Raw genomic sequence first — 25,745 nt, forward strand, 5'->3', positions numbered from 1 at the left:
GTCCACGCATCCTTCAGGGACCCGACGATGTCGCACCCAACCTTCCTGTCCGGCCGTCGCAGCGGAATCTGCGCTGCCGCACTGCTGATCTCCACCTCCCTGCTGCTGGGCGGTTGCGCCGCAGGGCCCAATTCCGAAGCCAAGGCTGCCGAGACCAAGGAGGAGAAGAAGGTCGACGCAGTCCCGGTCGAAGTGGCGGTGGCCAGCCATCGTGCCGTCGCGGCCAGCTACACCGGCACGGCCGCGCTGGAACCACGCGCCGAGTCGCAGGTGGTCGCCAAGACCTCCGGCGTGGCGCTGGCGGTGCTGGTCGAGGAAGGGCAGCGGGTCACCGCCGGCCAACCGCTGGTGCGGCTGGACCCGGATCGTGCACGGCTGGCCGTTGCACAGAGCGAAGCGCAGATGCGCAAGCTGGAAAACAATTACCAGCGCGCACAGAAGCTGGTCGGCCAGCAGATGGTCAGCGCCGCCGATGTCGACCAGCTGCGCTACGACCTGGAAAACGTCCGCGCGCAGTACCGGCTGGCCACGCTGGAGCTGTCCTACACCACGGTGGTGGCGCCGATCTCCGGCGTGATCGCATCGCGCTCGATCAAGACCGGCAACTTCGTGCAGATCAACACGCCGATCTTCCGCATCGTCGACAACTCGCGGCTGGAAGCCACCCTCAACGTGCCCGAGCGTGAACTGGCCACCCTGCGCGCCGGCCAGCCGGTGACGCTGGCGGCCGACGCGCTGCCGGGGCAGAGCTTCACCGGCACCGTTGATCGCATCGCGCCGGTGGTGGATTCGGGCAGCGGCACGTTTCGCGTGGTCAGCGCCTTCGACGGCGCCGCACACGCGCTGCAGCCCGGCATGTTCGGTCGCATCCGCATCGACTACGACCAGCGTGCCGATGCGCTGGTCGTACCGCGCCTGGCGTTGCTCGACGACGGTGAGCCGGCGGTGTTCCGCGTGCGCGAAGGCAAGGTCGCACGCGTTCCGGTCAAGCTGGGTTACGCCGAGGGCCCGTGGGTGGAGATCCGTGATGGCCTGGCGGCCGGTGATCAGGTGGTCACCGCCGGCAAGGTCGCCCTGCGCGACGGCACCACGGTGCAGGTGATTGCCGATCCGAAGGCGAAGACGGTCGCTGCGGCCGCCAAGCCCGCAGACAAGGCCGGGAGCAAGCAATGACCGCCCCGGGCCACGACCACGGTGCCTCGCCGGCGAGCGACGGCGCCGCCGCCGGCATGCGCGGCGGCCTGGTGGAGTTTGCCACCCGCCGCCGCGTGACCATCGCCATGTGCACGGTCACGCTGCTGCTGTTCGGCCTGATCGCGCTGGGCAATCTCAAGGTCAACCTGCTGCCCGACCTGAGCTACCCGACGCTGACCGTGCGCACCGAATACACCGGTGCAGCGCCGACTGAAATCGAAACCCTGATCACCCAGCCGGTCGAAGAAGCGGTCGGCGTGGTCAAGAACCTGCGCAAGCTGAAGTCGGTCTCGCGCACCGGCCAGAGCGACGTGGTGCTGGAATTCGCCTGGGGCACCAACATGGACCAGGCCAGCCTGGAGGTGCGCGACAAGATGGAAGCGCTGAACCTGCCGCTGGAGGCCAAGGCCCCGGTGCTGCTGCGCTTCAATCCGTCAACCGAGCCGATCATGCGCCTGGTGCTGTCGAACAAGACGGCGCCGACCAGCGATGCCGATGCGGTGCGCGAGCTGACCGGCCTGCGCCGCTATGCCGATGAAGACCTCAAGAAGAAGCTGGAGCCGGTCACCGGTGTGGCGGCAGTGAAGGTGGGCGGCGGCCTGGAGGACGAGATCCAGGTCGACATCGACCAGCAGAAGCTTGCCCAGCTGAACCTGCCGATCGACACCGTCATCAAGCGCCTGAAGGACGAGAACATCAACATTTCCGGCGGCCGCCTGGAGGAGGGCTCGCAGCGCTTCCTGGTGCGTACCGTCAACCAGTTCGCCGACCTGGAGGAGATCCGCAACCTGCTGGTGACCACCCAGGCCGCCAATGGCAGCGCGGCGGACTCGGCGCTGCAGCAGATGTTCAACATCGCCGCGTCGACCGGTTCGGCGGCCGCCATCGCGGCGGCGTCGGCGGCACAGAGCGCATCGTCCGGCGGTGGCTCCAGCGTGGTTGCCAACGGCGTGCCGGTGCGCCTGAAGGACGTGGCCACCGTGCGCCAGGGCTACAAGGAGCGCGAAGCGATCATCCGCCTGGGCGGCAAGGAGTCGGTCGAGCTGGCCATCTACAAGGAAGGCGACGCCAACACCGTGTCCACCGCTGAAGCGCTGCGCAAGCGCCTGGAGCAGATCAAGGGCACGTTCCCGTCCGATGTCGAGCTGACCACCATCGAGGACCAGTCGCGCTTCATCGAGCACGCCATCGCCGACGTCAAGAAGGATGCCGTGATCGGCGGCCTGCTGGCGATCCTGATCATCTTCCTGTTCCTGCGCGATGGCTGGAGTACGTTCGTGATCAGCCTGTCGTTGCCGGTCTCGATCATCGCCACGTTCTTCTTCATGGGCCAGCTCGGCCTGAGCTTGAACGTGATGTCGCTGGGTGGCCTGGCATTGGCCACCGGCCTGGTGGTGGATGACTCGATCGTGGTGCTGGAGAGCATCGCCAAGGCCCGTGAGCGTGGCCTGGGCATCCTGCAGGCGGCGATCGCCGGCACCCGTGAAGTGAGCATGGCCGTGGTCGCCTCGACCCTGACCACCATCGCGGTGTTCCTGCCGCTGGTGTTCGTCGATGGCATCGCCGGGCAGCTGTTCCGCGACCAGGCGCTGACCGTGGCGATCGCCATCGCGATCTCGCTGCTGGTGTCGATGACCCTGATCCCGATGCTGAGCTCGCTGAAGGGGCGGCCGCCGCTGGCGTTCCCGGAAGAGGCGCCGAACGCAGCATGGCAGCCGCAGAAGCGTTGGCAGAAGCCGGTTGCACTGGGCCGCCGTGGCGTGCTCGCCAGCGTGCGCTGGAGCTTCTATGCGCTGGCCTGGCTCGTGGTGCGCCTGTGGCGCGGCGTGGTGGCGGTGGTCGGCCCGGTGATGCGCAAGGCCAGCGACCTGGCGATGAAGCCCTATGCAGGCGCCGAGCGAGGCTACCTGCGCCTGCTGCCGAGTGCGCTGGCGCATCCCGGCAAGGTGCTGGGCGTGGCAGCCATCATTTTCGTGGCGACCATGGCGCTGGTGCCGATGCTTGGCGCCGACCTGATCCCGCAGCTGGCGCAGGACCGTTTCGAAATGACGGTGAAGCTGCCGGCCGGCACGCCGCTGAAGCAGACCGATGCGCTGGTGCGCGAGCTGCAGCTGGCGCATGGCAAGGGCGAAGGCGTGGCCTCGCTGTATGGCGTCAGTGGCAGCGGCACCCGGCTGGATGCCAGCCCGACCGAAAGTGGCGAGAACATCGGCAAGCTGACCGTGGTGATGGAAGGTGGCGGCAATGCGCACACTGAAGCGGCGATCACCGAGCGCCTGCGCGGCACCATGAGCCAGCACCCGGGTGCCCAGGTCGACTTCGCGCGGCCGGCGTTGTTCAGCTTTTCCACGCCGCTGGAAATCGAACTGCGCGGGCAGGACATGGCGACCCTGGAAGTGGCCGGCCAGCGCCTGGCGGCGATGCTGCGCGGCAACGCCCACTACGCCGACGTGAAGTCGACGGTGGAAGAGGGCTTCCCGGAAATCCAGATCCGCTTCGACCAGGAGCGCGCCGGTGCGCTGGGCCTGACCACCCGCCAGATCGCCGACGTGGTGGTGAAGAAGGTGCGTGGCGACGTCGCCACCCGCTACAGCTTCCGTGACCGCAAGATCGACGTGCTGGTGCGCGCCCAGGAAGGTGACCGCGCCAGCGTGGAGAGCATCCGCCGGCTGATCGTCAATCCGGGCAGCACCCGCCCGGTGACCCTGGACGCGGTGGCCGACGTGGTCGCCACCACCGGCCCCAGCGAGATCCATCGTGCCGACCAGACCCGGGTCGCGGTGGTATCGGCCAACCTGCGCGACATCGACCTGGGCGCCGCCATGCGCGAAGTGCAGCAGATGGTGGCCGAGCAGCCGCTGGGCGCGGGCGTCGGCCTGCACATCGGCGGCCAGGGCGAGGAACTGGCGCAGGCGGCGAAGTCGCTGATCTTCGCCTTCGGCCTGGCGATCTTCCTGGTCTACCTGGTGATGGCCTCGCAGTTCGAATCCCTGCTGCACCCGTTCGTGATCCTGTTCACCATCCCGCTGGCGCTGGTCGGCGCGATCCTGGCGCTGATGCTGACCGGAAAGCCGATCTCGGTGGTGGTGTTCATCGGCCTGATCCTGCTGGTCGGCCTGGTCACCAAGAATGCGATCATCCTGATCGACAAGGTCAACCAGCTGCGCGAGGCCGGCGTGGCCAAGCATGAGGCGCTGGTGGAGGGTGCGCGTTCCCGCCTGCGCCCGATCATCATGACCACGCTGTGCACGCTGTTCGGCTTCCTGCCGCTGGCGGTGGCGATGGGCGAGGGCGCCGAAGTGCGTGCACCGATGGCGATCACCGTGATCGGTGGCCTGCTGGTGTCGACGCTGCTGACGCTGCTGGTGATCCCGGTGGTGTACGACCTGATGGATCGTCGCGGCGACGCCTACTACCGTGAGCGCGGCCGCAAGCACGCCGGTGAAGGCCTGCATGGCGACGAGGGCGGCACAGCGGGTGTGGAGGAACCGGCATGAGTGTTGCCGAGTTCTCCATCCGCCGCCCGGTCACCACCATCATGTGCTTCGTGTCGCTGGTGGTGATCGGCCTGATCGCTTCGTTCCGGCTGCCGCTGGAGGCGTTGCCGGACATCTCCGCGCCGTTCCTGTTCGTGCAGATTCCCTACACCGGCTCGACCCCGGAAGAAGTGGAACGGACCATCATCCGTCCAGTCGAGGAATCGCTGGCGACGATGACCGGCATCAAGCGCATGCGCTCGTCGGCCACCTCCGAGGCGGCGCTGATCTACATCGAGTTCAGCGACTGGGACCGCGACATCGCCATTGCCGCGTCGGACGCGCGCGAGCGTATCGACGCGATCCGCAGCGACCTGCCCGACGACCTGCAGCGCTACAACGTGTTCAAGTGGTCCAGCAGCGACCAGCCCGTGCTGAAGGTGCGGCTGGCCAGCACCACCGACCTGACCACCGCCTATGACATGCTCGACCGTGAGTTCAAGCGGCGCATCGAGCGTATTCCCGGTGTGGCCCGGGTCGACATCACCGGTGCGCCGCCGAACGAGGTGGAGATCGCCATCGATCCGAACCGGCTCAACGCGCATGGGTTGAGCATCAACGAGCTGAGCGAGCGCCTGCGCACGCTGAACTTCTCGATCTCGGCCGGGCAGATCGATGACAACGGCCAACGCGTGCGCGTGCAGCCGGTAGGCGAGATCACCGACCTTCAGGAGATGCGCGACCTGGTGATCAACGCCAAGGGCCTGCGCCTGGGCGACATCGCCGACGTCCGCCTGAAGCCGGCGCGGATGAACTACGGGCGCCGCCTGGACGGCAACCCGGCGGTGGGCCTGGACATCTTCAAGGAACGCAGCGCCAACCTGGTGGACGTTTCGCGTGCGGCGCTGGCCGAAGTCGAGGCGATCCGCGCGCAGCCGTCGATGCGCGACGTGCAGATCAAGGTGATCGACAACCAGGGCAAGGCAGTGACGTCCTCGCTGCTGGAGCTGGCCGAGGCCGGCGCGGTCGGCCTGATCCTGTCGGTCACCGTGCTGTTCTTCTTCCTGCGCCATTGGCCGTCGACGCTGATGGTGACGCTGGCCATTCCGATCTGCTTCACCATCACCCTCGGCTTCATGTACTTCGTCGGGGTGACACTCAACATCCTGACCATGATGGGCCTGCTGCTGGCCGTCGGCATGCTGGTCGACAATGCGGTGGTGGTGGTGGAGAGCATCTACCAGGAGCGCGAGCGCATGCCGGGGCAGCCACGGCTGGCCTCGATCATCGGCACCCGCAACGTGGCCATCGCGCTCAGCGCCGGCACGCTGTGCCACTGCATCGTGTTCGTGCCGAACCTGTTCGGCGAGACCAACAACATCAGCATCTTCATGGCGCAGATCGCGATCACCATCTCGGTCTCGCTGCTGGCCTCGTGGCTGGTGGCGGTCAGCCTGATCCCGATGCTGTCCGCGCGCATGGCCACGCCCAAGCTGGTGCACTCGCAGACCGGCCTGATCGCGCGCCTGCAGCGACGCTATGCGCAGCTGCTGGACTGGTCACTGCATCACCGCGGTTGGAGCCTGCTCGGCATCCTGCTCGTGGTGCTGGTCAGCCTGGTGCCGATGAAGCTGACCAAGGTCGACATGTTCGGTGGTGAGGGTGGCAAGGACATCTTCATCGGCTACATGTGGAAGGGCGCCTACACCTACCGCCAGATGTCCGAGGAAGTGGCGCGGGTGGAGAACTGGATCGACCAGAACCGCGAGCGCCTGCACGTGAAGCAGGTGTATTCCTGGTACAGCGAGCAGGAAGGCAGCTCCACGGTGGTCACCCTGGACGAAAAATACGCCAAGGACATCAAGTCGCTGCAGGAGGAACTGCGCAAGGGCCTGCCGAAGTCGGCACGCACCGATTACTTCGTCGGCAACCAGGGCGGCGATGGCGGTGGCGGCAGCAACCAGGGCGTGCAGGTGCAGCTGGTGGGCGACTCCAGCTCGATGCTGCAGGAGATCGGCCAGGAAGTGGTGCCGTTGCTGGCGCAGCGTGCCGAGCTGCGTGACGTGCGCATCGACAACGGCGAGAAGGGCGGCGAGCTGAAGGTGCGCGTCGACCGCGAGCGTGCCGCAGCGTTCGGCTTCAATGCCGAGCAGGTGGCCAGCTTCGTCGGCCTGGCGCTGCGCGGCGCGCCGATGCGCGAGTTCCGCCGCGGTGACAACGAAGTGCCGGTGTGGGTGCGCTTTGCCGGCGCCGAGCAGAGCAGCCCGGAAGACCTGGCCGGTTTCAGCGTGCGCACCGGCGATGGCCGCAGCGTGCCGCTGCTGAGCCTGGTCACCGTGGACGTTGGTTCGTCGGCCACCCAGATCGGCCGCACCAACCGCCAGACCACGTTGACCATCAAGGCCAACCTGGCCGAGAAGGTCACCGCGCCGGACGGGCGCAAGGCGATCGAAGCCGTGCTCAAGCCGATGAACTTCCCGGCCGGCTATGGCTTCACTTTCGACGGCGGCGACTACGGCAACGACGACGAGGCCATGCAGCAGATGGTGTTCAACCTGCTGATCGCACTGGTGATGATCTACGTGGTGATGGCGGCGGTGTTCGAGTCGCTGCTGTTCCCGGCGGCGATCATGAGCGGCGTGCTGTTCTCGATCTTCGGCGTGTTCTGGCTGTTCTGGATCACCGGCACCTCGTTCGGGATCATGTCCTTCATCGGCATCCTGGTGCTGATGGGCGTGGTGGTGAACAACGGCATCGTGATGATCGAGCACATCAACAACCTGCGGCGCAGCGGCATGGGCCGCACCCAGGCGCTGGTGGAAGGCTCACGCGAACGCCTGCGCCCGATCATGATGACCATGGGCACGGCGATCCTGGCGATGATCCCGATCTCGCTGACCGATACGCAGATGTTCGGCAATGGCCCGGAGTATTCGCCGATGGCGCGTGCAATTGCGGGCGGGCTGGCGTTCTCGACGGTGGTCAGCCTGCTGTTCCTGCCGACGATCTATGCGGTGCTCGATGACCTGCGCAATGCCGTGACGCGGTTGATCCGCCGTGCACGCGGGCTGGAGAGGATGGAGCCGGGCGCTGCCCGGCTGTAATGCGCGCCAACGTGTTGTGGTGTGGGGGAGGCCGGTCGTAGTGGGGCGGTCTCCCCCTTTTTTTCTGCTCGCCGCGTCGCCGCGTCGCCCGAGCATGGGCTCGGGCGCTACAGATTCTGTGGCCGGTTGAGAGGCTTACCCCGCCACCTTGCCCCACACCTTGAAGGTGGTCAGCCACAGGCCGAGCATGCTGCCGATGTTGGTCAGCATGAAGGTCAGCACCACGCGGGTAACGCGATTGCGGTACCAGCCCTTCAGGCTCTGCGCATCGTCGCGCAGCTTCAGGAAGTCTTCGTAGGCCGGCTTGCGCAGGCGCGCTTCCACCAGCGCCGAGAATGCGCCGGTCGGGATGCTCAGGCGGAACGGCTTGAACGGGGCCACCGCGATCGCGGTAAGAATGCTCAGCGGGTGACCGCCTGCCAGCAGGCAGCCCAGGCCCGCCAGGCCGCCGGTATACATTGCCCAGGTCGCCAGCAGCTCGGTGCCCACGCCCAGGCCGCCGCGGTAGAAGCCCACACCGATGCCGGTCGCCACGATCGCCAGGATGCCGAGCGTGAACCACGGGATGTTGCGCTTCTTCGGCACCGCCTCCAGCTCGGCGCGCAGCGGCGCCGGTGCCTCGGTATCGGTTTCCAGGTAGCGCGCCAGCCCGGCCAGGTGACCGGCGCCGACCACCGCCAGCACTTCACGCTGCTGCGGGGTGTGCTCCTCGCGCAGGCGCGTGGCCATGTAACGGTCGCGCTCACCGATGATGGTCTCGTACAGCGCCGGGCTCTCGCTGGCGAACTCACCAAAGCTCGATTCCAGCATGTCGCCCTGCTTGAGCTTTTCGATCTCGTTCTCGCCCACTTCCTCGGACGAGAACAGGCCGGCGCCCAGCCCGGCAACCAGCTTCAGCTTGCCGAAGAACCCAAGCCGCTGCGACGCCCGGCGGAAGGTCAGGCCGACCTCGCGGTCGATCAGGTGCACCGGCAGGTCGCGTTCGCGCGCCAGTTCCACCGCGCGTTTCAGTTCCGCGCCCGGCTCGATGTCGAGTTGTTCGGCCAGGCGGCGCTGGTAGGCGGACAGGGCCAGGTTGGCGGCGAACAGGGCGACGCGGCCCTTGCGGATCACCTCGACCAGGTCGAGCTTGGCCAGCGTGTCCGGGTCGCTCAGCGCCTGCAGGCGCTGCGGGTCCAGCTCGACGGCAACCGCATCGAAGCGGCCGCTGTCGATGGCTTTTTCCACGGCCTCGACGCTGGCGCGGGAGACGTGGGCGGTGCCCAGCAGGGTGTAGCGCACGCCGTCGCGTTCGACGACGCGCACCGGCTGGCCGGCGAACAGGTCGTCACCGGTCTCGGGAAGGGTTTCGGTCATGGGTTCATTCATTGGAAGGTGCGGTGTCGGCGCCATCGCCGAGCGCGCGCTGCATCTGCACGGTGTCCAGCCAGCGGCCATGCTTGCGGCCGAGGCCACGGAACACGCCCACCAGTTCGAAGCCGAAGCGTTCGTGCAGCTTGATTGAAGCAGTGTTGGTCGGCTCGCCGATCACCGCCACCATCTGCCGGTAGCCACGTGCGATGCAGGCGTTGATCAACGCCTGCAGCAGGCCGGTGCCGACGCCCTGGCCCTGGAAGCGGGCATCGACGTAGACCGAGTTCTCAACGGTCCACTGGTAGGCGACGCGGGTGCGGTAGGTGTTGGCGTAGGCATAGCCGGCGACCTGGCCGTCGATCTCGGCGACCAGGTAGGGGAAGCCGCGATCGACGATGTCGCGCATGCGGCGCAGCATCTCGGTCGCGTCCGGAATGTCGTACTCGTAGGTGTTGACGAAGTCAGTCACTTCCACCGCATAGATCGCGGTGATCGCGTCGATGTCGGCCGGGCCGGCATCACGGATGAGGACGGCCATGCGCGGGCTCCGGCTCAGTCGATGTAGCGCTTGAGCAGGTCGCCGTAGGCATCGATGCGGCGATCACGCAGGAACGGCCAGATGCGGCGCACGTGCTCGCTGCGCTGCAGGTCGACGTCGCACAGCAGCACGGTGGCCTCGGTGCCGGCCTCGGCCAGGAACTCGCCCTGCGGGCCGAGCACGTGGCTGTTGCCCCAGAACTGGATGCCCGACGCGCCCAGCGGCGAAGCCTCGTGGCCGACGCGGTTGCAGCTCAGCACCGGCAGGCCGTTGGCCACGGCGTGGCCGCGATGGCTCAGCACCCAGGCGTCGCGCTGGCGGGTCTTCTCGTCCTGCACGTCGTCCGGATCCCAGCCGATCGCAGTCGGATACAGCAACAGCTCGGCGCCGGCCAGCGCCATCAGGCGCGCCGCTTCCGGGTACCACTGGTCCCAGCACACCAGCACGCCCAGGCGGCCCACCGAGGTATCGATCGGCGTGAAGCCGATGTCGCCCGGGGTGAAGTAGAACTTCTCGTAGAAGCCCGGGTCGTCCGGGATATGCATCTTGCGGTACTTGCCGAGCAGCGTACCGTCCTTCTCGAACACCACGGCGGTGTTGTGGTACAGCCCGGCAGCGCGGCGCTCGAACAGCGAGCCGACCAGCACCACGCCATGCTTCTTCGCCAGCGCGCCAAGGCGCTCGGTGCTCGGGCCCGGAATCGGCTCGGCCAGGTCGAACTCGTCCACCGATTCGTGCTGGCAGAAGTACGGGCCGTTATGCAGTTCCTGCAGCAGCACCAGCTTGGCACCCTGCGCAGCCGCCTCGGCCACGCGTGCTTCGATCACCGCCAGGTTGGCGGCGGCATCACCGTGGTTGCGCTCCTGGATCAGGGCGACGGTAAGGGGGCTGCGCGAGTTCATGCGGGGCGTTCCTGCGGGGGAAAACCAGCATGTTAGCGCGGATGGGCGGCGACGGCGTGTCGCGCGCTGAATGGCGCAGCGGGTAGTGCCGGCCGCTGGCCGGCAATCCCGTGGATCCATCAGGCATTGCAGGGTTGCCGGCCAGCGGCCGGCACGACCGTTACGCCTTCAACAGCCCGGCCGGCAGCTGCATGGTGATGCAGTGCAGGCTGCCGTTCTGCCAGATCAGCGAGCGGCAGGGCACCTGCACGATCTCTCGGCCCGGGTGCGCCTGTGCCAGCACGTCGCGGGCCAGGTCATCGGCCGGGTCGCCATAGGCCGGCATCAGCACCGCGCCGTTGACGATCAGGTAGTTGGCGTACGAGGCAGCCAGGCGACGGCCTTCGTCGATCACCGGCCGGGCCCACGGCAGCGGGAACAGGCGGTACGGCTGGCCATCCCTGGTGCGTAGCGCGGCCAGCTCATTGCCCATCGCCTGCAGTTCGGCGTAATGCGAGTCGCTCTCGTCGTCGCAGGCCTGGTAGACGATGCTGTCAGCGGAGGCGAAGCGGGCGAGGGTATCGATGTGCGCGTCGGTGTCGTCGCCTTCCAGGTAGCCGTGGTCCAGCCACAGCACGCGGTCCTGCTGCAGCCAGTCGGCCAGGTCGGCGCTCAGGCTGGCGCGGTCGCGGTCCGGGTGGCGCTCGTGCAGGCACTTCCAGGTGGTCAGCAGGGTGCCTTCACCGTCGGTCTCGATGCCGCCGCCTTCCAGCGCGAACGGAATGCTGCGGACCGGCGCATCGTTGAATACGCCGGCCTGGTCGAGCACGCCCACCAGCTGGTCATCCAGGGTGGCGTCGAACTTGCCGCCCCAGCCGGTGAAGCGGAAATCCAGCAGCTGGAAGCCGCCGTCGGCACGGCGCAGGGTGATCGGGCCGGAGTCGCGCAGCCAGGTATCGTCGTAGGCCGCCGTGGTGAAGTGGACCTTGTCCATGTCGATGCGGTTGGAGCGCAGTCGCATCTCGGCGTAGGTCTCCACATCGTCGTCGGCCACGCAGATCAGCACCGGCTGGAAGCGGGTGATGGCCGCGACCAGGGCGATGTAGGTCTCTTCCACCTGGCCCAGGCGGTCAGCCCAGTCGGTATCGGCGGTGGGCCAGGCAATCAGGACGCCGCTCTGGGCTTCCCACTCGGCAGGAAAACGAAGGGTCTGGTTCATGGTCTCGCTACACAGGCCCGCCCACGGCGGGTAATGGGATCAACGGATCGGCGGTTTCGGGCCGATTTCGTTCGGGTCCGCCTGGTTGGCCACCACGTCGATCACCTTCTGCTTCTCGAAGTAGACGGTGAACTGCGGGTACACCCAGCGGTTGATGGTCGGCCATTGCCGCTTCTGCCCGCCACGCGGCTGCAGCTGCTCGCTGGGCGCGCCGAACTGCGCCTGCACCTGCTGCATGCTCTGGCCGCGCACGGGCAGGGCACCGGCCGGCTTCTCGCGGGCACGGTCGACAAGCAGGGTATCGGCCAGTGCCGGTGTGGCGGCGGCCAGGGTGGCCATCACGGCCAGGGCGGACAGGTAACGCTTCATCTCGATCTACTCCCCAGTGGTCAAGAAAGGCGATTACAGCAAAAACGGCAGGAAAAAGCCGCATAAACAAAAAACCGCCCGAAGGCGGTTTCTTGCATCGGGTCGGCCCCGCGTAGGGCCAGCCGCAGCCGGAAGGCTGTGAGGCTTAGCGCTGACGCGCCTTGAAACGCGGGTTCGACTTGCAGATGACGAAGATCTTGCCACGACGACGCACGACCTTGCAGTCACGGTGACGGGCCTTCGCCGACTTCAGGGAGGACAGGACTTTCATGGCATACCTCGGCGTAAACAGTAGTTGTTCGGGTGGAGCGTGGCCGCGATATGCGAAAGACAATCGGCAGTTGACGCTCGTTCAAGCCCGCCATTCTACCGGGCTTTTCCTCGTGGTTTCAAGTGGTTGCACAAAAGATCCCGCTGGGGGCGTCTGGCAGGGGCTAGAATGGCCTCTTCACACGCTCTGGGACCCCCATGAATCCACTCGCTCCCGTCCTGACCATCGACGGCCCATCCGGGGCCGGCAAGGGTACCATCAGCCGCATCATCGCGCGCCGGATGGGCTGGCATTACCTGGATTCGGGCGCGCTGTACCGGGCGGTGGGCGTGGCCGCAAGCTGGGCCGACATCGATACCTCCGACGCCTCGGCGCTGGTGCGTTGCACCTTCGACACCCACGTTCAGTTTGTCGAGCAGGGCGATGCCATGCGGGTCATGGTCAACGGCACCGATGCCACCGACGAGCTGCGCCTGGAGACCACCGGTGCGCTGGCCTCGGCCATTGCCGCCATTCCCGAGGTCCGCGCTGCCCTGAAGGAGCGCCAGCGCGCATTCAGGGAGCTGCCGGGCCTGGTCGCCGACGGCCGCGACATGGGCACGGTGATCTTCCCGGACGCCTCCTACAAGGTCTTCCTGACCGCCAGTGCCGAGGAGCGCGCCGAGCGCCGGCATAAGCAGTTGAAAGACAAGGGGGTTTCTGTTAACTTTGATGACCTCCTGCGCGAGATCATGGCCCGCGACGCCCGTGATGCCCAGCGTACCGTGGCGCCCCTGAAGCCGGCAGACGATGCTGTCCTCATCGACACCACAGGCATCGGCATCGATGATGTCGTTGCCAGAGTGATGGATCTGCTTCCGGTTCCGGCTGCCTGATCCGTTCGCGCGGGAGCGCTGCCAGCAGCATCGGCGGTGGTCGCGCATAGCAGTGCTGTACCAGCTCCGTCGCGCAATGATGCGTGGCGGTTTTCCTACTACACACGACCTGCGTTTCCGGGGTCGACCAACAGGCGGGCGGTCGCCATTCCCCTGAAGGGGACGCCACCGACCCATGTGTCCAACAGAGTAAATCTAATGACCGAATCATTTGCCGAACTGTTTGAAGCCAGCCAGGCCAATCTGGCCAAGCTGAAGCCGGGCGCCATCGTCAGCGGTACCGTTGTTGAAGTCCGCGGCGACGTCGTGGTGATCAACGCTGGCCTGAAGTCCGAAGGCATCGTGCCGATCGAACAGTTCCGTAACGACGCTGGCGAAATCGACGTCGCCGAAGGCGACATCGTCAAGGTCGCCCTCGACTCGATCGAGAACGGCTTCGGCGAAACCGTCCTGTCGCGCGAGAAGGCCAAGCGCGCGATGGTGTGGGACGAGCTGGAAGAAGCGTTGGAAAAGAACGAAACCATCACCGGCCGCATCAGCGGCAAGGTCAAGGGTGGTTTCACCGTGGACATCAAGGATGTCCGCGCCTTCCTGCCGGGTTCCCTGGTCGATGTGCGCCCGGTGCGCGATCCGGCCTACCTGGAAGGCAAGGAACTCGAGTTCAAGCTCATCAAGCTGGACCGCAAGCGTAACAACGTCGTGGTCTCGCGCCGCGCTGTCGTCGAAAGCGAGCACTCGGAAGAGCGCGAGCAGCTGATGGACAAGCTGCAGGAAGGCGCGATCCTGAAGGGTGTCGTCAAGAACCTGACCGATTACGGCGCGTTCGTGGACCTGGGCGGTATCGACGGCCTGCTGCACATCACCGACATGGCGTGGAAGCGCGTGCGTCACCCGTCGGAAGTCGTGAACGTCGGCGACGAGCTGGACGTCCGCGTGCTGAAGTTCGACCGCGAGCGCAACCGCGTTTCGCTGGGCCTGAAGCAGCTGGGCGAGGATCCGTGGGACAACATCGGCCGTCGTTACCCGGCCAACAGCCGCGTCTTCGGCAAGGTCTCCAACGTCACCGATTACGGTGCGTTCGTTGAGATCGAGCCGGGCGTCGAAGGCCTGGTGCACGTCTCGGAGATGGATTGGACCAACAAGAACGTCAACCCGTCCAAGGTTGTCCAGGTTGGTGATGAAGTCGAAGTGATGGTGCTGGACGTCGATGAAGAGCGTCGCCGTATCTCGCTGGGCATGAAGCAGGTTGCCGCCAATCCGTGGGAAACCTTCGCTGCCACCCACAAGAAGGGTGACAAGGTGTCGGGCCAGATCAAGTCGATCACCGACTTCGGCATCTTCATCGGCCTGGACGGCGGCATCGACGGCCTGGTCCACCTGTCCGACATCAGCTGGAACACCACCGGCGAAGACGTCGTTCGCAACTTCAAGAAGGGCGATACCCTGGACGCCGTCGTCCTGGCTGTCGATCCGGAGCGCGAGCGCATCTCCCTGGGCGTGAAGCAGCTGGAGCAGGATCCGTTCGGCCAGTACATGGCTGCCAATCCGAAGGGCTCCAAGGTTGAAGGCGTGGTGAAGGAAGTCGACGCCAAGGGCGCGATCATCGAGCTGGCTGACGGCATCGAAGGTTACGTCTCGGCCCGCGACATCGCCAACGAGCGCGTTGACGACGCCACCCAGCACCTGAAGGTCGGCGACAAGGTCGAAGCCAAGTTCGTGGGCATGGACCGCAAGGGCCGTACCCTGCAGCTGTCGATCAAGGCCAAGGACGACGCGGAAATGCGCGAAGTGCTGGAGGAATACCAGTCCTCTTCGGCTTCCAGCGGCACCACCCAGCTGGGCGCGCTGCTGCGTGCACAGCTGAACGGCAACAAGTCCGAGTAATCGGCCTTACGCTGTTCGTTGTTTCCTGGACGGCCCGGGCATTGCCCGGGCCGTTTCAGGCTGAGATGCCCCTGATGTGAGCCGGTAATGACCAAATCCGAACTGATCGAAATCCTTGCGCGCCGCCAGGCGCACCTGAAGGCCGATGATGTCGATCTGGCGGTGAAGTCGTTGCTGGAAATGATGGGCGGATCGCTGTCCGCCGGGGATCGCATCGAAATCCGTGGATTTGGCAGCTTCTCGCTGCACTATCGTCCGCCGCGCCTGGGTCGCAACCCGAAGACCGGCGAATCGGTTGCCCTGCCGGGCAAGCATGTCCCCCATTTCAAGCCGGGCAAGGAACTGCGCGAGCGGGTCAGCAGTGTGCTGCCGCTGGACGCCGATCCGGCCTGAGCCTTCCGTCGCGCCACCGCGTGCGAATCCAGCCGCGAGTCGGATAAGCTACGGACTCCTGCCACTGGAGCTGTCGCATGAAGGTTTTTCGTCTGCTGGTCCTGCTGGCGGTACTCATTCTTGGGTTGATCATCGGTGCCATGAACATGGACGAGATGACCATCAACCTGCTGTTCACCCAGCTTAAGACCTCGGTCGGCGTGGCCATCATTGCCGCGTTGCTGATCGGCGTCATCGTTGGCGCTGGCCTGGTGCTGGTGAGCGTGGTCATTCCGCTCTACAGCCAGCTGCGCCGCGCCAACAAGTCCGCTGCCGCCACGCCGGCACCGGTTGCTTCCCCTCAATCTTTTGATGGACGCTGATCGAAGATGGATTTCGTCACCGAGTGGTTCTGGTTCTTCCTGTTCGTTCCGCTGGCCGCCCTGGCTGGGTGGGTGATCGGGCGGCGCGGTGGTCAACGCCACGGTGACAGCCAGGTCAGCCGCCTGTCGAGCACCTATTTCCGTGGCCTGAACTACCTGCTCAACGAGCAGCCGGACAAGGCCATCGAGCTGTTCCTGCACATCGCCGAGCTGGACAAGGAAACCTTCGAGACCCAGGTCGCGCTGGGCCACCTGTTCCGCCGCCGCGGCGAAGTCGACCGCGCCATCCGCCTGCACCAGGGCCTGGTCAACCGCCACGACCTCAGTGATGCACAGCGCGTGCAGGCCCTGCTGGCGCTGGGCGAGGATTACATGAAGTCCGGCCTGCTGGACCGTGCCGAGACCGTGTTCACCGAGCTGGCGCAGCTGGATCAGCGCGCACCGCAGGCGCTCAAGCACCTGATCGGCATCTACCAGGCCGAGCGCGACTGGGAAAAGGCGATCGACAACGCGACCCGTTTCGAGGACGTCACCGGCGAGCCGATGGGCAAGCTGATCGGACAGTTCGAATGCGAACTGGCCGAACGTTTCCGTGGCGCCGGCAAGCTGGAAGAGGCGAGGGCAGCGATCGCCCGCGCCTACCAGGCCGACGCGATGTCGGTGCGCGCCGGCATCATCGAGGGCCGGCTGGAAACCGACGCGGGCAATCCAGAGGCCGCCGTGCGCGCCTTCGAGCGCGCCGCGCGCAACGACCCCGAATACCTGCCGGAACTGCTGCCGGCACTGATGCAGAACTATCGCAGGGTCGGCGATCTGGCAGGTGCACGCGCGTTCCTGTCGGAGATGACCGAGCACTACCGCGGCATCGCCCCGGTACTGGCGCTGACCCGGTTGATGGAAGAGCAGGAAGGCGTGGCGCCGGCCCGTGCCTACCTCGGTCGCCAGCTCAAGGATCGCCCGTCGGTACGTGGCGAATCAGCGCTGATCGATCTGACCCTCGCCGAGGGAGCCGATTCCACCGCCACCCTGCATGACCTCAAGCACATCACCGACCAGCTGCTGGTGCGCAACCCGGCCTATCGCTGCACGCGCTGCGGCTTCGGTGCGCGTACCCACCACTGGCAGTGCCCAAGCTGCAAGGAGTGGGGGACGGTCAAGCCGCTGCTGAACTACGCGGTGCTCTGATCCATGCCCTGGCTTGTGATGGGCGCGCTGCTGGGGCTCGCCCTGCTCAGTGCGTTGCTGACCTGGGCTGCGCGGGGCTATGCACTGCGCCAGCAGTTGATGGACCAGCCGGGCGAGCGTCGCAGCCATAGCGTTGCCACCCCGCGCGGTGGCGGCATCGCCATCGTCATCAGCCTGCTGGTGACCGCCGGCGTGGCCATCTGGGCCTGGCCCGAAAGCACGCCGACGGTGCTGGTGGCCAGCCTTGGGCTGGTGCTGGTGGCCGGTATCGGCTGGTGGGACGACCACAAGCCCCTGCCGGCGATGCGTCGCCTGCTGGTGCATTTCATCGCCGCAGCGCTGTTGGCCGGCCTGGTCAAGGTGAATGGTGGCAGCTGGCTGTTGGCGGTGCTGGTGCTGCTGTTCACCGCGTCGCTGATCAACATCTGGAACTTCATGGACGGCATCAATGGCATCGCCGCCAGCCAGGCCGTTGTGGCGATGCTGGGGCTGGCGCCGGTACTGCCGTGGCCCTATTCACTGGCCGCCGTGGCGCTGGGCCTGGCCTGCCTTGGATTCCTGCCGTTCAACTTCCCTCGCGCCCGGATCTTCATGGGCGATGTTGGAAGCGGCGCGCTGGGGTATGCGGTCGCAGTGGTGCTGGCGATCGCCAGCGTGCGTACCGATATCAACTGGATCCTGCTGCTGGTACCGGTTTCGCCGTTCCTCGTGGACGCGGGCTTCACACTGCTGGCGCGCATCATTTCCGGACAACGCTGGATGGAACCCCATACCCAGCATGTCTACCAGCGCGCGGTGCAGGCAGGAGCCAGTCACCCGCAGGTGACAGGGATGTACTTTGCTTTGGGTCTGTTCAGTATTACAGTGTTCAATGTCTGCTCCAATTTGCAGCCGAGGTGGGAGGCTGTCGTGGCGATCGCGTGGTTCATCGCGCTGAGCGTCCTCTGGCTCCTCCTGCGCAATGGAATGCGCCACCGACAAGGAATTACCTGAATTATGGCTTCACCCTGGCGGGACAGAATCCTCGGCCTGATGCCGCGTTCGGCCATCGTCTGCCACGACCTCTTCATGGTCTGGGCATGCTGGCAGCTGCTCCATGCAGGGCGTTACTCGATCCTGCCCAACGCCCCGGCGCTGCCCCTGTGGAACGTCGATACCACCCTGGTCCTGCTGCTGCAGGGCCTGGTGTTCTGGCGCGTGGGCCTGTACCGCGGCCTGTGGCGGTTTGCCAGCGTCAGCGACCTGCTGAACATCTTCAAGGCCAGCTTCATCGGCATGGTGGCCATCATCCTGGTGCTGATGTGGAAGCGCTTCGACGGCGTACCCATGTCGGTGCTGGTGATCTACCCGTTCGCGCTGTCGGCACTGCTCGGCGCGCCGCGCCTGCTGTACCGCGCCTGGAAGGACTACCAGGCACTGCAGTCCGATTCCAGCGCCCGCCGCGTGCTGATCCTCGGCGCCGGCCAGGCGGCCGAGACCCTGGTGCGCGACCTGCGCCGCTCCGGCAACTTCGAGCCGGTCGGCCTGCTCGACGACGCGCCGCACCTGCGTGGCGCCAAGCTGCAGGGCCTGCCGATCCTGGGTACGCTGGATGACGCGCCGACGGTGGTCCGCGAGACCGCTGCCAAGCTGCTGGTCATTGCCATGCCGTCGCTGGACGCCGCAGGCATGCAGCGCGTCGTCGCGATCTGCGAAAGCACCGGCGTGCCGTTCCGTACCGTGCCCAAGCTCAGTGACATCCTGCAGGGCCAGTCGCTGCCGGGCCAGCTGAAGGAAGTGGCGATCGAGGACCTGCTGGGGCGCAAGCCGATCATGCCGGACTGGAACCTGATCCGCGGCTGGTTGGGTGGGCGCACCGTGATGGTTACCGGCGCCGGTGGTTCGATCGGCTCGGAGCTGTGCCGCCAGTGCGCGCGGCATGGTGCCGGTCGCATCATCCTGCTGGAGATCAGCGAGCTGCTGCTGCTGACCATCGAAGGCGAGCTGCGTCGCAGCTTCCCCGATGTCGAGATCGAGGCGGTGCTGGGCGACTGCGGTGACCCAGCGGTGATCCGCCACGCGCTGTCGCTGCACCCGGTCGATACCGCTTTCCATGCGGCCGCCTACAAGCATGTACCGGTGCTGGAACGCCAGCTGCGTGAAGCAGTGCGCAACAACATCCTGGCGACCGAGAACGTCGCGCGCGCCTGCCTGGAAGCCCGCGTGGAGCATTTCGTGTTCATCTCCACCGACAAGGCGGTCGACCCGGTCAATGCGCTGGGCGCGAGCAAGCGCTACGCCGAGATGATCTGCCAGAGCCTGGACCAGAAGTCCACGCATACCCGTTTTGTCACGGTGCGCTTCGGCAACGTGCTGGCGTCGGCCGGCAGCGTGGTGCCGCTGTTCCGCGAGCAGATCCTGCGCGGTGGCCCGGTCACGGTCACCGACCCGGAAGTCAGCCGCTACTTCATGACCATTCCCGAGGCCTGCCAGCTGATCCTGCAGGCGGCCGCATCGGCGTCGCATGGTGCGATCTATACCCTCGACATGGGCGAGCCGGTGCCGATCCGCGTGCTGGCCGAACAGATGATCCGCCTGACCGGCAAGCAGCCGTACAAGGACATCCAGATCATCTATACCGGCCTGCGTCCGGGCGAGAAGCTGCACGAGACGCTGTTCTATTCGGACGAAGATTACCGCTCCACCGCGCACCCGAAGATTCTTGAAGCCGGCGTGCGTACGTTCTCGCGCGACCTGGTGCTGGGCAACGTTCCGCGCCTGCGCGAGGCGATTGCCAGCTACGACACCGCCCGCATCCAGGAAATCCTGTTTGCGACGATGCCGGAATTCTCGCCAATCGAACAGGATGCTTACATTTCATCCGCTAAAGTCGTGCCTTTTCCGGCACGTGAGGCCAACAGGCACCAATGAGCAAGCGAATTCGCAAAGCAGTTTTCCCGGTGGCAGGATTGGGGACGCGTTTTTTGCCAGCAACCAAGACTGTGCCGAAGGAGATGCTGCCGATCATTGATCGGCCGCTGATCCAGTACGCGGTGGATGAGGCGATCGAAGCCGGCTGTGACACGCTGGTGTTCATCACCAACCGCTACAAGCACGCCGTTGCCGACTATTTCGACAAGGCGTACGAGCTGGAGCAGAAGCTTGAGCGCGCTGGCAAGCAGGAGCAGCTGGAACTGATCCGGCACGTGCTCCCCAATGGTGTGCGCGCGATCTTCGTGACCCAGGCCGAGGCGCTGGGCCTCGGGCACGCGGTGCTGTGTGCCAGGTCGGTGATCGGTGACGAGCCGTTTGCCGTACTGCTGCCCGACGACCTGATCTGGAACCGCGGTGCGGGCGCGCTGAAGCAGATGGCCGACCTCAACGAAGCCAGTGGCGCCAGCGTGATCGCGGTCGAAGACGTGCCGCACGATAAGACCGCCAGTTACGGCATCGTCGCCACCGACGCGTTCGATGGCCGCAAGGGCCGTATTTCGCAGATCGTCGAGAAGCCGAAGCCGGAGGACGCGCCGAGCGACTTGGCGGTGGTGGGCCGTTACGTGCTCAGCCCGAAGATCTTCGAGCTGCTGGAACAGACCCAGACCGGTGCCGGCGGCGAGATCCAGCTGACCGATGCGATTGCCGAGCTGCTGAAGACCGAAGAAGTCGATGCCTATCGTTTCGAGGGCACCCGCTTCGACTGCGGCACGCACCTGGGTCTGGTGGAGGCGACGATCCGCTTCGCGCTGGACAACCCGAAGCTGGCTGGCCCGGCGCGGGAGAAGCTGGCGGCGATGCTGGCGGAATAAGGGTTTTATCAAGCGCTCCGTGCGGCGCCTTGATTGATACGTGGGGGAGGGGGCGGGTGGCCCTCTCCAAAACACGCCAAAGCCCTTCCAGGGTGGTCGATGGGGCCAGCCATGGCGGCAACGGTTTTGGAGAGGGCCATCCGCCCCCTCTCGACAGTTTCCGTGTGGCGCGGACGGGAAGGGCGGAATCAAAGGCAGAAGCAAAAGCAAAAAGGCAGCCACTGGCTGCCTTTTTTCGTGGGTTGGGGTCAGATCCCTTTGCGCAGCAAAGGGATCTGACCCCAGCCTTTGACCCTGCCTTTGCTCATCCCTCCGCCGCGGGGAGGCTGGAAGGGCCGGGTTGGCAGGGCTGCCCGGGACCGTTGGCGCCATGGATGGCGCCATCGAGCCCCCATGGAAGGGTTCACGGCGTGTCCCGGGCAGCCCTGCCAACCCGACCCACGCCATGAAGCCCAACGAGGCAACGCCTTGAACCTTACAGCGCCTCGAAAATACCCGCCGCACCCATGCCGGTGCCGATGCACATCGTCACCATGCCGTACTTCTGCTGGCGACGACGCAGGCCGTGCAGCAGGGTTGCGGTACGGATCGCGCCGGTCGCACCCAGCGGGTGGCCCAGGGCAATCGCGCCGCCCAGCGGGTTGACCTTGGCCGGGTCCAGGCCGCAGTCACGGATCACCGCCAGCGACTGCGCGGCGAAGGCTTCGTTGAGCTCGATCCAGTCCAGCTGGTCCTGGGTCAGGCCGGCCTGCTTCAGTGCCTTCGGGATCGCGGCGATCGGGCCGATGCCCATCACTTCCGGGCGCACGCCGGCCACCGAGAAGCTGACGAAACGGGCCAGCGGGGTCAGGCCGTAATCCTTGATCGCCTGCTCCGAGGCCAGCAGCACGGCGCCGGCGCCGTCGCTCATCTGCGACGAGTTGCCGGCGGTGACGGTGCCGCCGAACTGGCCGTTGCGGAACACCGGGCGCAGCTTGGCCAGGCCTTCGGCCGAGGAATCCGGGCGGGGGCCTTCGTCGGTGTCGGCGATCTTGTTGCGGGTGATGATTCGCTGGCCGTCGGCCAGGTCCGGCAGGTGCGAGACGATCTCGTACGGGCTGATCTCGTCCTTGAACTCGCCGTTCTGGATCGCGGCCATGGCCTTCTGGTGCGAGGCCAGGGCAAAGGCATCCTGGTCTTCGCGCGAGACCTTCCACTCTTCGGCGACCTTCTCGGCGGTGATGCCCATGCCGTAGGCGATGGCAACGTGGTCGTTGTCGAACACGCTCGGCGCCATGGCGATCTTGTTGCCCATCATCGGCACCATCGACATCGACTCGGTGCCGCCGGCCAGCATCAGGTCGGCGTTGCCCAGGCGGATCGCGTCGGCGGCCTGCGCCACGGCCTGCAGGCCGGAGGAGCAGAAGCGGTTCACGGTCTGTGCGGCGATGGTGTTCGGCAGGCCGGCCAGCAGCACGCCGATGCGGGCCACGTTCATGCCCTGCTCGGCTTCCGGCATGGCGCAACCGATGATGGCGTCATCGATGCGGTTGACGTCCACGCCCGGGGCCTGGGCGACGACGCTGCGCAGCACGTGCGCAAGCATGTCGTCGGGGCGGGTGTTGCGGAACATGCCCTTGGGCGCCTTGCCAACCGGGGTACGGGTGGCGGCGACGATGTAGGCGTCCTGGATTTGCTTGGTCATTGCAGTGATCTCTTGAATTTTTTAGCCGGAGTGCCGACCAACGGTCGGCACCCACCGGAAGCAGGGATGGGCGATCAGTTACGCAGCGGCTTGCCGGTCTTCAGCATGTGCGCGATGCGGGCCTGGGTCTTTTCCTGCTGGGCCAGTTCGACGAAGTGCTTGCGCTCCAGGGTCAGCAGCCACTCTTCGTCGACTAGGGTGCCGCGGTCGACCTTGCCACCGCACAGCACGGTAGCGATGCGCTCGGCGATCTCGTAGTCGTACGGGCTGATGAAGCGGCCTTCCAGCATGTTGACCAGCATCATCTTGAAGGTGGCGATACCCACGTCACCGGCCACCTGGATGCGGCGCGCCGGCAGCGGCGGGCGGTAACCCGCTTCGGCCAGGGCGCGTGCTTCGGCCTTGGCGATGTGCAGGGCCTCGTAGCTGTTGAACACCACCTTGTCGGTGCTGCGCAGCAGGCCCAGTTCCTTGGCGTTGACCGCCGAGTTGGACACCTTGGCCATCGCCACGGTCTCGAAGGTCTTCTTCAGTTCGGCGAACACGTCGCCGCCCGGGCCCGCGGCCTGCGAGGCGCGCACGGCCAGTTCCTTCAGGCCACCACCGGCCGGCAGCAGGCCGACGCCGGCCTCGACCAGGCCGATGTAGCTTTCCAGGAAGGCCACGGTCTTGGCGCTGTGCATCTGGAACTCGCAGCCGCCACCCAGGGCCAGGCCGCGCACGGCAGCCACCACTGGCACCAGCGAGTACTTGATGCGCTGGCTGGTGCGCTGGAAGTTGGCAACCATTTCTTCGAACTGGTCGACCTTGCCGGCCTGCAGCAGGCCCAGCGCGCCGGCCAGGTCGGCACCGGCGGAGAAGGGTTCCTTCTGCTGCCAGATCACCAGGCCCTGGAAGTCCTTCTCGGCGCGGCTCACGCATTCCTGCAGGCCGTCCAGCACCTGGTCGGACACGGTGTTCATCTTGGTCTTGAAGCTGACCACGGCGATGCCATCACCGTCGTGCCACATGCGCAGGCCGTCGTTCTCGAACACGGTCTCGCCCGGCGCGAACGTCTCGCCCAGCAGCGGATCGGGGAAGCGCTGGCGCTGGTACACCGGCAGCGACGAGCGCGGCAGCTTGGCGTTGCGCGACGGGCTGTAGCTGCCTTCGGCGGCATGCACGCCGTCGCGGCCATCGAACACCCAGTCCGGCAGCGGCGCGCTGCTCATGCTCTTGCCGGCGACGATGTCATCGGCGATCCACTGCGCCACCTGCTTCCAGCCGGCGGCCTGCCAGGTCTCGAACGGGCCCAGCGACCAGCCGTAGCCCCAGCGGATGGCCAGGTCGACGTCGCGCGCGGTCTCGGCGATGTCGGCCAGGTGGTAGGCGCTGTAGTGGAACAGGTCGCGGAAGGTCGCCCACAGGAACTGCGCCTGCGGGTGCTGGCTCTCGCGCAGCTTGGCGAACTTCTCGGCCGGGTTCCTGATCTTCAGGATCTCGACCACTTCCGGCGCGGCAGCGCGATCGGCCGGACGGTAGTCCTGCTTCTCCAGGTCCAGCACCACAATGTCCTTGCCGACCTTGCGGAAGATGCCGGCACCGGTCTTCTGGCCCAGCGCGCCCTTGGAAATCAGCGCGTCCAGCCACTTCGGCGACTTGAAGAATTCATGCCACGGGTCATTCGGCAGGGTGTCGCCCATGGTCTTGATGACGTGGGCCATGGTGTCTAGGCCGACCACGTCTGAGGTGCGGTAGGTGGCCGACTTCGGGCGGCCGACCAGCGGACCGGTCAGGCCGTCCACTTCATCGAAGCCCAGGCCGAACTGCTGGGTGTGGTGGATGGTGGACAGGATCGAGAACACGCCGATGCGGTTGCCGATGAAGTTCGGGGTGTCCTTGGCGTACACCACGCCCTTGCCCAGGGTGGTGACCAGGAACTCTTCCAGGCCTTCCAGCACGGCGGCGTCGGTGGTGGTGGCCGGGATCAGCTCGGCCAGGTGCATGTAGCGCGGCGGGTTGAAGAAGTGCACGCCGCAGAAGCGGTGGCGCAGCTGCTCGGGCAGCACGTCGGCCAGCTTGTTGATGCCCAGGCCCGAGGTGTTGGAGGCCAGCACCGCGTGGTCGGCCACGAACGGCGCGATCTTCTTGTACAGGTCCTGCTTCCAGTCCATGCGCTCGGCGATGGCCTCGATGATCAGGTCGCAGTCCTTCAGCTGCTCCAGGCCGGACTCGTAGTTGGCCGGAGTGATGGCTTCGGCCAGCGACTTGCTGGCCAGCGGTGCCGGGCTCAGCTTGCCCAGGTTGGCGATTGCCTTCAGCACGATGCCGTCGGCCGGACCCTCCTTGGCGGGCAGGTCGAACAGCACGGTGTCGACGCCAGCGTTGGTGAGGTGGGCAGCGATCTGGGCACCCATGACGCCGGCACCCAGCACGGCGGCGCGGCGGACTAGCAGGGAATTGGACATGGTGTAGGGCCTTTGTTGGTCAGCAGTTACTGGGTGGAATCAAAGGGAAGCGGGCAGGGCGCTGGCGCGAGCGGCGGCGCGGAACCCGGCTTCGGCGAAATGGATCAGTTCGTGGGCGGCATGGGCACGATGCGCCGCTTCAGTGACACCGGCGGGACGCTTGATCAGCCCGAAGTCGGCCATGGCATAGGTGAGCGAGCCGGCCAGGAAATCCAGGCGCCAGTACAGCTCTTCCTTGCTCAGGTCGGGTACGCACTCGCCGATGGCCTTGCCGAACGCACGCAGCACGTGGCCGTAGTGGTCGGACAGGAACTTGCGCAGGTTGTCGTTCTTCTCGGCGTAGGCGCGGGCGATCACGCGCACGAAGGCACCGCCGTTCTGGCGGTCCTGGGCCAGCGCCAATGCCGGCTCGACGAACGCGGCCAGCACCGGGCGCAGCTGCCCGGGATGTTCGCTGCGGGCGCGTTCGAGCTGCGACAGGCGGGCGCCGGTCATCTCGTCCATGCGGCGGCGGAACACCTCGTTGACCAGGTTTTCCTTGGAGCCGAAGTGGTAGTTGACCGCTGCGATGTTGACGTCGGCCTGGCTGGTCACCTGGCGCAGCGAAGTGCCGGCGAAGCCGTGCTGTGCGAACAGCTCCTCGGCCGCGCCGAGAATGCGGTCCTTGGTCGAGAAGTGGGCGGGTTTGGCCATCGGCGGGCGGACCTTAATCAAACGATTGTTTG

The 25,745-nt window shown here is 66.2% G+C and carries 20 protein-coding genes; 11 read left to right on the forward strand and 9 right to left on the reverse strand.

Translation table 11 applies throughout. From position 1 onward, the window contains the following. Positions 1–27 precede the first annotated feature (27 nt). From AC5P7I_RS11040 to AC5P7I_RS11050, 3 genes are read left to right on the forward strand one after another with little or no spacing between them, the layout of a single operon-like run. A complete protein-coding gene (locus AC5P7I_RS11040) occupies positions 28–1,173 on the forward strand; it encodes an efflux RND transporter periplasmic adaptor subunit (protein ID WP_014036886.1) in 1,146 nt (381 codons plus the stop codon). Continuing rightward, positions 1,170–4,691 (forward strand): efflux RND transporter permease subunit, encoded by a 3,522-nt coding sequence (locus tag AC5P7I_RS11045; RefSeq protein WP_069117150.1) that lies wholly within the window; start codon positions 1,170–1,172, stop codon positions 4,689–4,691. Before AC5P7I_RS11040 ends, AC5P7I_RS11045 begins: the two co-directional genes overlap by 4 nt. Further along, entirely contained in the window at positions 4,688–7,774 is a 3,087-nt protein-coding gene (locus tag AC5P7I_RS11050; protein ID WP_014646844.1) for an efflux RND transporter permease subunit, read from the forward strand. The genes AC5P7I_RS11045 and AC5P7I_RS11050 overlap by 4 nt, the downstream gene beginning before the upstream one ends. 135 nt (positions 7,775–7,909) lie before the next feature. Here AC5P7I_RS11050 and AC5P7I_RS11055 read toward each other — a convergent pair whose 3' ends face one another. From AC5P7I_RS11055 to ykgO, 6 genes are all read right to left on the reverse strand, one after another. Further along, a complete protein-coding gene (locus tag AC5P7I_RS11055) occupies positions 7,910–9,130 on the reverse strand; it encodes a TraB/GumN family protein (protein ID WP_014646845.1) in 1,221 nt (406 codons plus the stop codon). Between the two features lie 4 nt (positions 9,131–9,134). After that, complete coding sequence (locus tag AC5P7I_RS11060; RefSeq protein ID WP_069117148.1) at positions 9,135–9,665, reverse strand: GNAT family N-acetyltransferase; 531 nt, start codon at positions 9,663–9,665, stop codon at positions 9,135–9,137. Between the two features lie 14 nt (positions 9,666–9,679). Beyond that, positions 9,680–10,567: a carbon-nitrogen hydrolase gene (locus AC5P7I_RS11065; protein ID WP_008267821.1), complete on the reverse strand. Its 888-nt coding sequence runs from the start codon at positions 10,565–10,567 to the stop codon at positions 9,680–9,682. A 160-nt stretch (positions 10,568–10,727) separates the two neighbouring features. After that, positions 10,728–11,765 (reverse strand): agmatine deiminase family protein, encoded by a 1,038-nt coding sequence (locus AC5P7I_RS11070; protein WP_014646848.1) that lies wholly within the window; start codon positions 11,763–11,765, stop codon positions 10,728–10,730. Positions 11,766–11,804: 39 nt separating this feature from the next. Beyond that, positions 11,805–12,104 (reverse strand): hypothetical protein, encoded by a 300-nt coding sequence (locus AC5P7I_RS11075; RefSeq protein ID WP_227837998.1) that lies wholly within the window; start codon positions 12,102–12,104, stop codon positions 11,805–11,807. Between the two features lie 175 nt (positions 12,105–12,279). After that, complete coding sequence (gene ykgO / locus AC5P7I_RS11080; RefSeq protein ID WP_005409283.1) at positions 12,280–12,405, reverse strand: type B 50S ribosomal protein L36; 126 nt, start codon at positions 12,403–12,405, stop codon at positions 12,280–12,282. Positions 12,406–12,602: 197 nt separating this feature from the next. Here ykgO and cmk point away from each other — a divergent pair, with 197 nt between their 5' ends. The 8 genes from cmk (at position 12,603) to galU (ending at position 20,889) form a co-directional block, all read left to right on the forward strand. Continuing rightward, positions 12,603–13,280, forward strand: a complete 678-nt coding sequence (cmk, locus tag AC5P7I_RS11085; protein WP_014036894.1) for a (d)CMP kinase — start codon at positions 12,603–12,605, stop codon at positions 13,278–13,280. A gap of 198 nt (positions 13,281–13,478) precedes the next feature. Beyond that, positions 13,479–15,164 (forward strand): 30S ribosomal protein S1, encoded by a 1,686-nt coding sequence (gene rpsA, locus AC5P7I_RS11090; protein ID WP_005416230.1) that lies wholly within the window; start codon positions 13,479–13,481, stop codon positions 15,162–15,164. A gap of 87 nt (positions 15,165–15,251) precedes the next feature. After that, positions 15,252–15,557 (forward strand): integration host factor subunit beta, encoded by a 306-nt coding sequence (locus AC5P7I_RS11095; protein WP_005409286.1) that lies wholly within the window; start codon positions 15,252–15,254, stop codon positions 15,555–15,557. Between the two features lie 77 nt (positions 15,558–15,634). Beyond that, positions 15,635–15,919 carry a LapA family protein gene (locus AC5P7I_RS11100; protein ID WP_014646849.1) on the forward strand — a complete coding sequence of 95 codons (285 nt, stop codon included), beginning with the start codon at positions 15,635–15,637 and terminating at the stop codon, positions 15,917–15,919. Between the two features lie 6 nt (positions 15,920–15,925). Next, a complete protein-coding gene (gene lapB, locus AC5P7I_RS11105) occupies positions 15,926–17,104 on the forward strand; it encodes a lipopolysaccharide assembly protein LapB (protein WP_014646850.1) in 1,179 nt (392 codons plus the stop codon). A 3-nt stretch (positions 17,105–17,107) separates the two neighbouring features. Next, positions 17,108–18,097 (forward strand): MraY family glycosyltransferase, encoded by a 990-nt coding sequence (locus AC5P7I_RS11110; RefSeq protein WP_046430191.1) that lies wholly within the window; start codon positions 17,108–17,110, stop codon positions 18,095–18,097. Between the two features lie 3 nt (positions 18,098–18,100). Then, a complete protein-coding gene (locus AC5P7I_RS11115) occupies positions 18,101–20,014 on the forward strand; it encodes a polysaccharide biosynthesis protein (protein WP_014646852.1) in 1,914 nt (637 codons plus the stop codon). Next, positions 20,011–20,889 (forward strand): UTP--glucose-1-phosphate uridylyltransferase GalU, encoded by an 879-nt coding sequence (gene galU / locus AC5P7I_RS11120; RefSeq protein ID WP_032960751.1) that lies wholly within the window; start codon positions 20,011–20,013, stop codon positions 20,887–20,889. Before AC5P7I_RS11115 ends, galU begins: the two co-directional genes overlap by 4 nt. A 475-nt stretch (positions 20,890–21,364) precedes the next feature. On the opposite strand, the gene AC5P7I_RS11125 is transcribed toward galU, so the two are convergent. The 3 genes from AC5P7I_RS11125 to AC5P7I_RS11135 all read right to left on the reverse strand — a co-directional run bounded on the left by AC5P7I_RS11125 (position 21,365) and on the right by AC5P7I_RS11135 (position 25,713). Next, complete coding sequence (locus tag AC5P7I_RS11125; protein ID WP_019661304.1) at positions 21,365–22,573, reverse strand: acetyl-CoA C-acyltransferase; 1,209 nt, start codon at positions 22,571–22,573, stop codon at positions 21,365–21,367. A 74-nt stretch (positions 22,574–22,647) separates the two neighbouring features. Further along, positions 22,648–25,020: a 3-hydroxyacyl-CoA dehydrogenase/enoyl-CoA hydratase family protein gene (locus AC5P7I_RS11130; protein ID WP_014646855.1), complete on the reverse strand. Its 2,373-nt coding sequence runs from the start codon at positions 25,018–25,020 to the stop codon at positions 22,648–22,650. Positions 25,021–25,059: 39 nt separating this feature from the next. Continuing rightward, a complete protein-coding gene (locus AC5P7I_RS11135; RefSeq protein WP_014646856.1) occupies positions 25,060–25,713 on the reverse strand; it encodes a TetR/AcrR family transcriptional regulator in 654 nt (217 codons plus the stop codon). Positions 25,714–25,745: the final 32 nt, after the last annotated feature.

It is taken from the genome of Stenotrophomonas sp. YJH_SMC_138, from assembly GCF_059369855.1.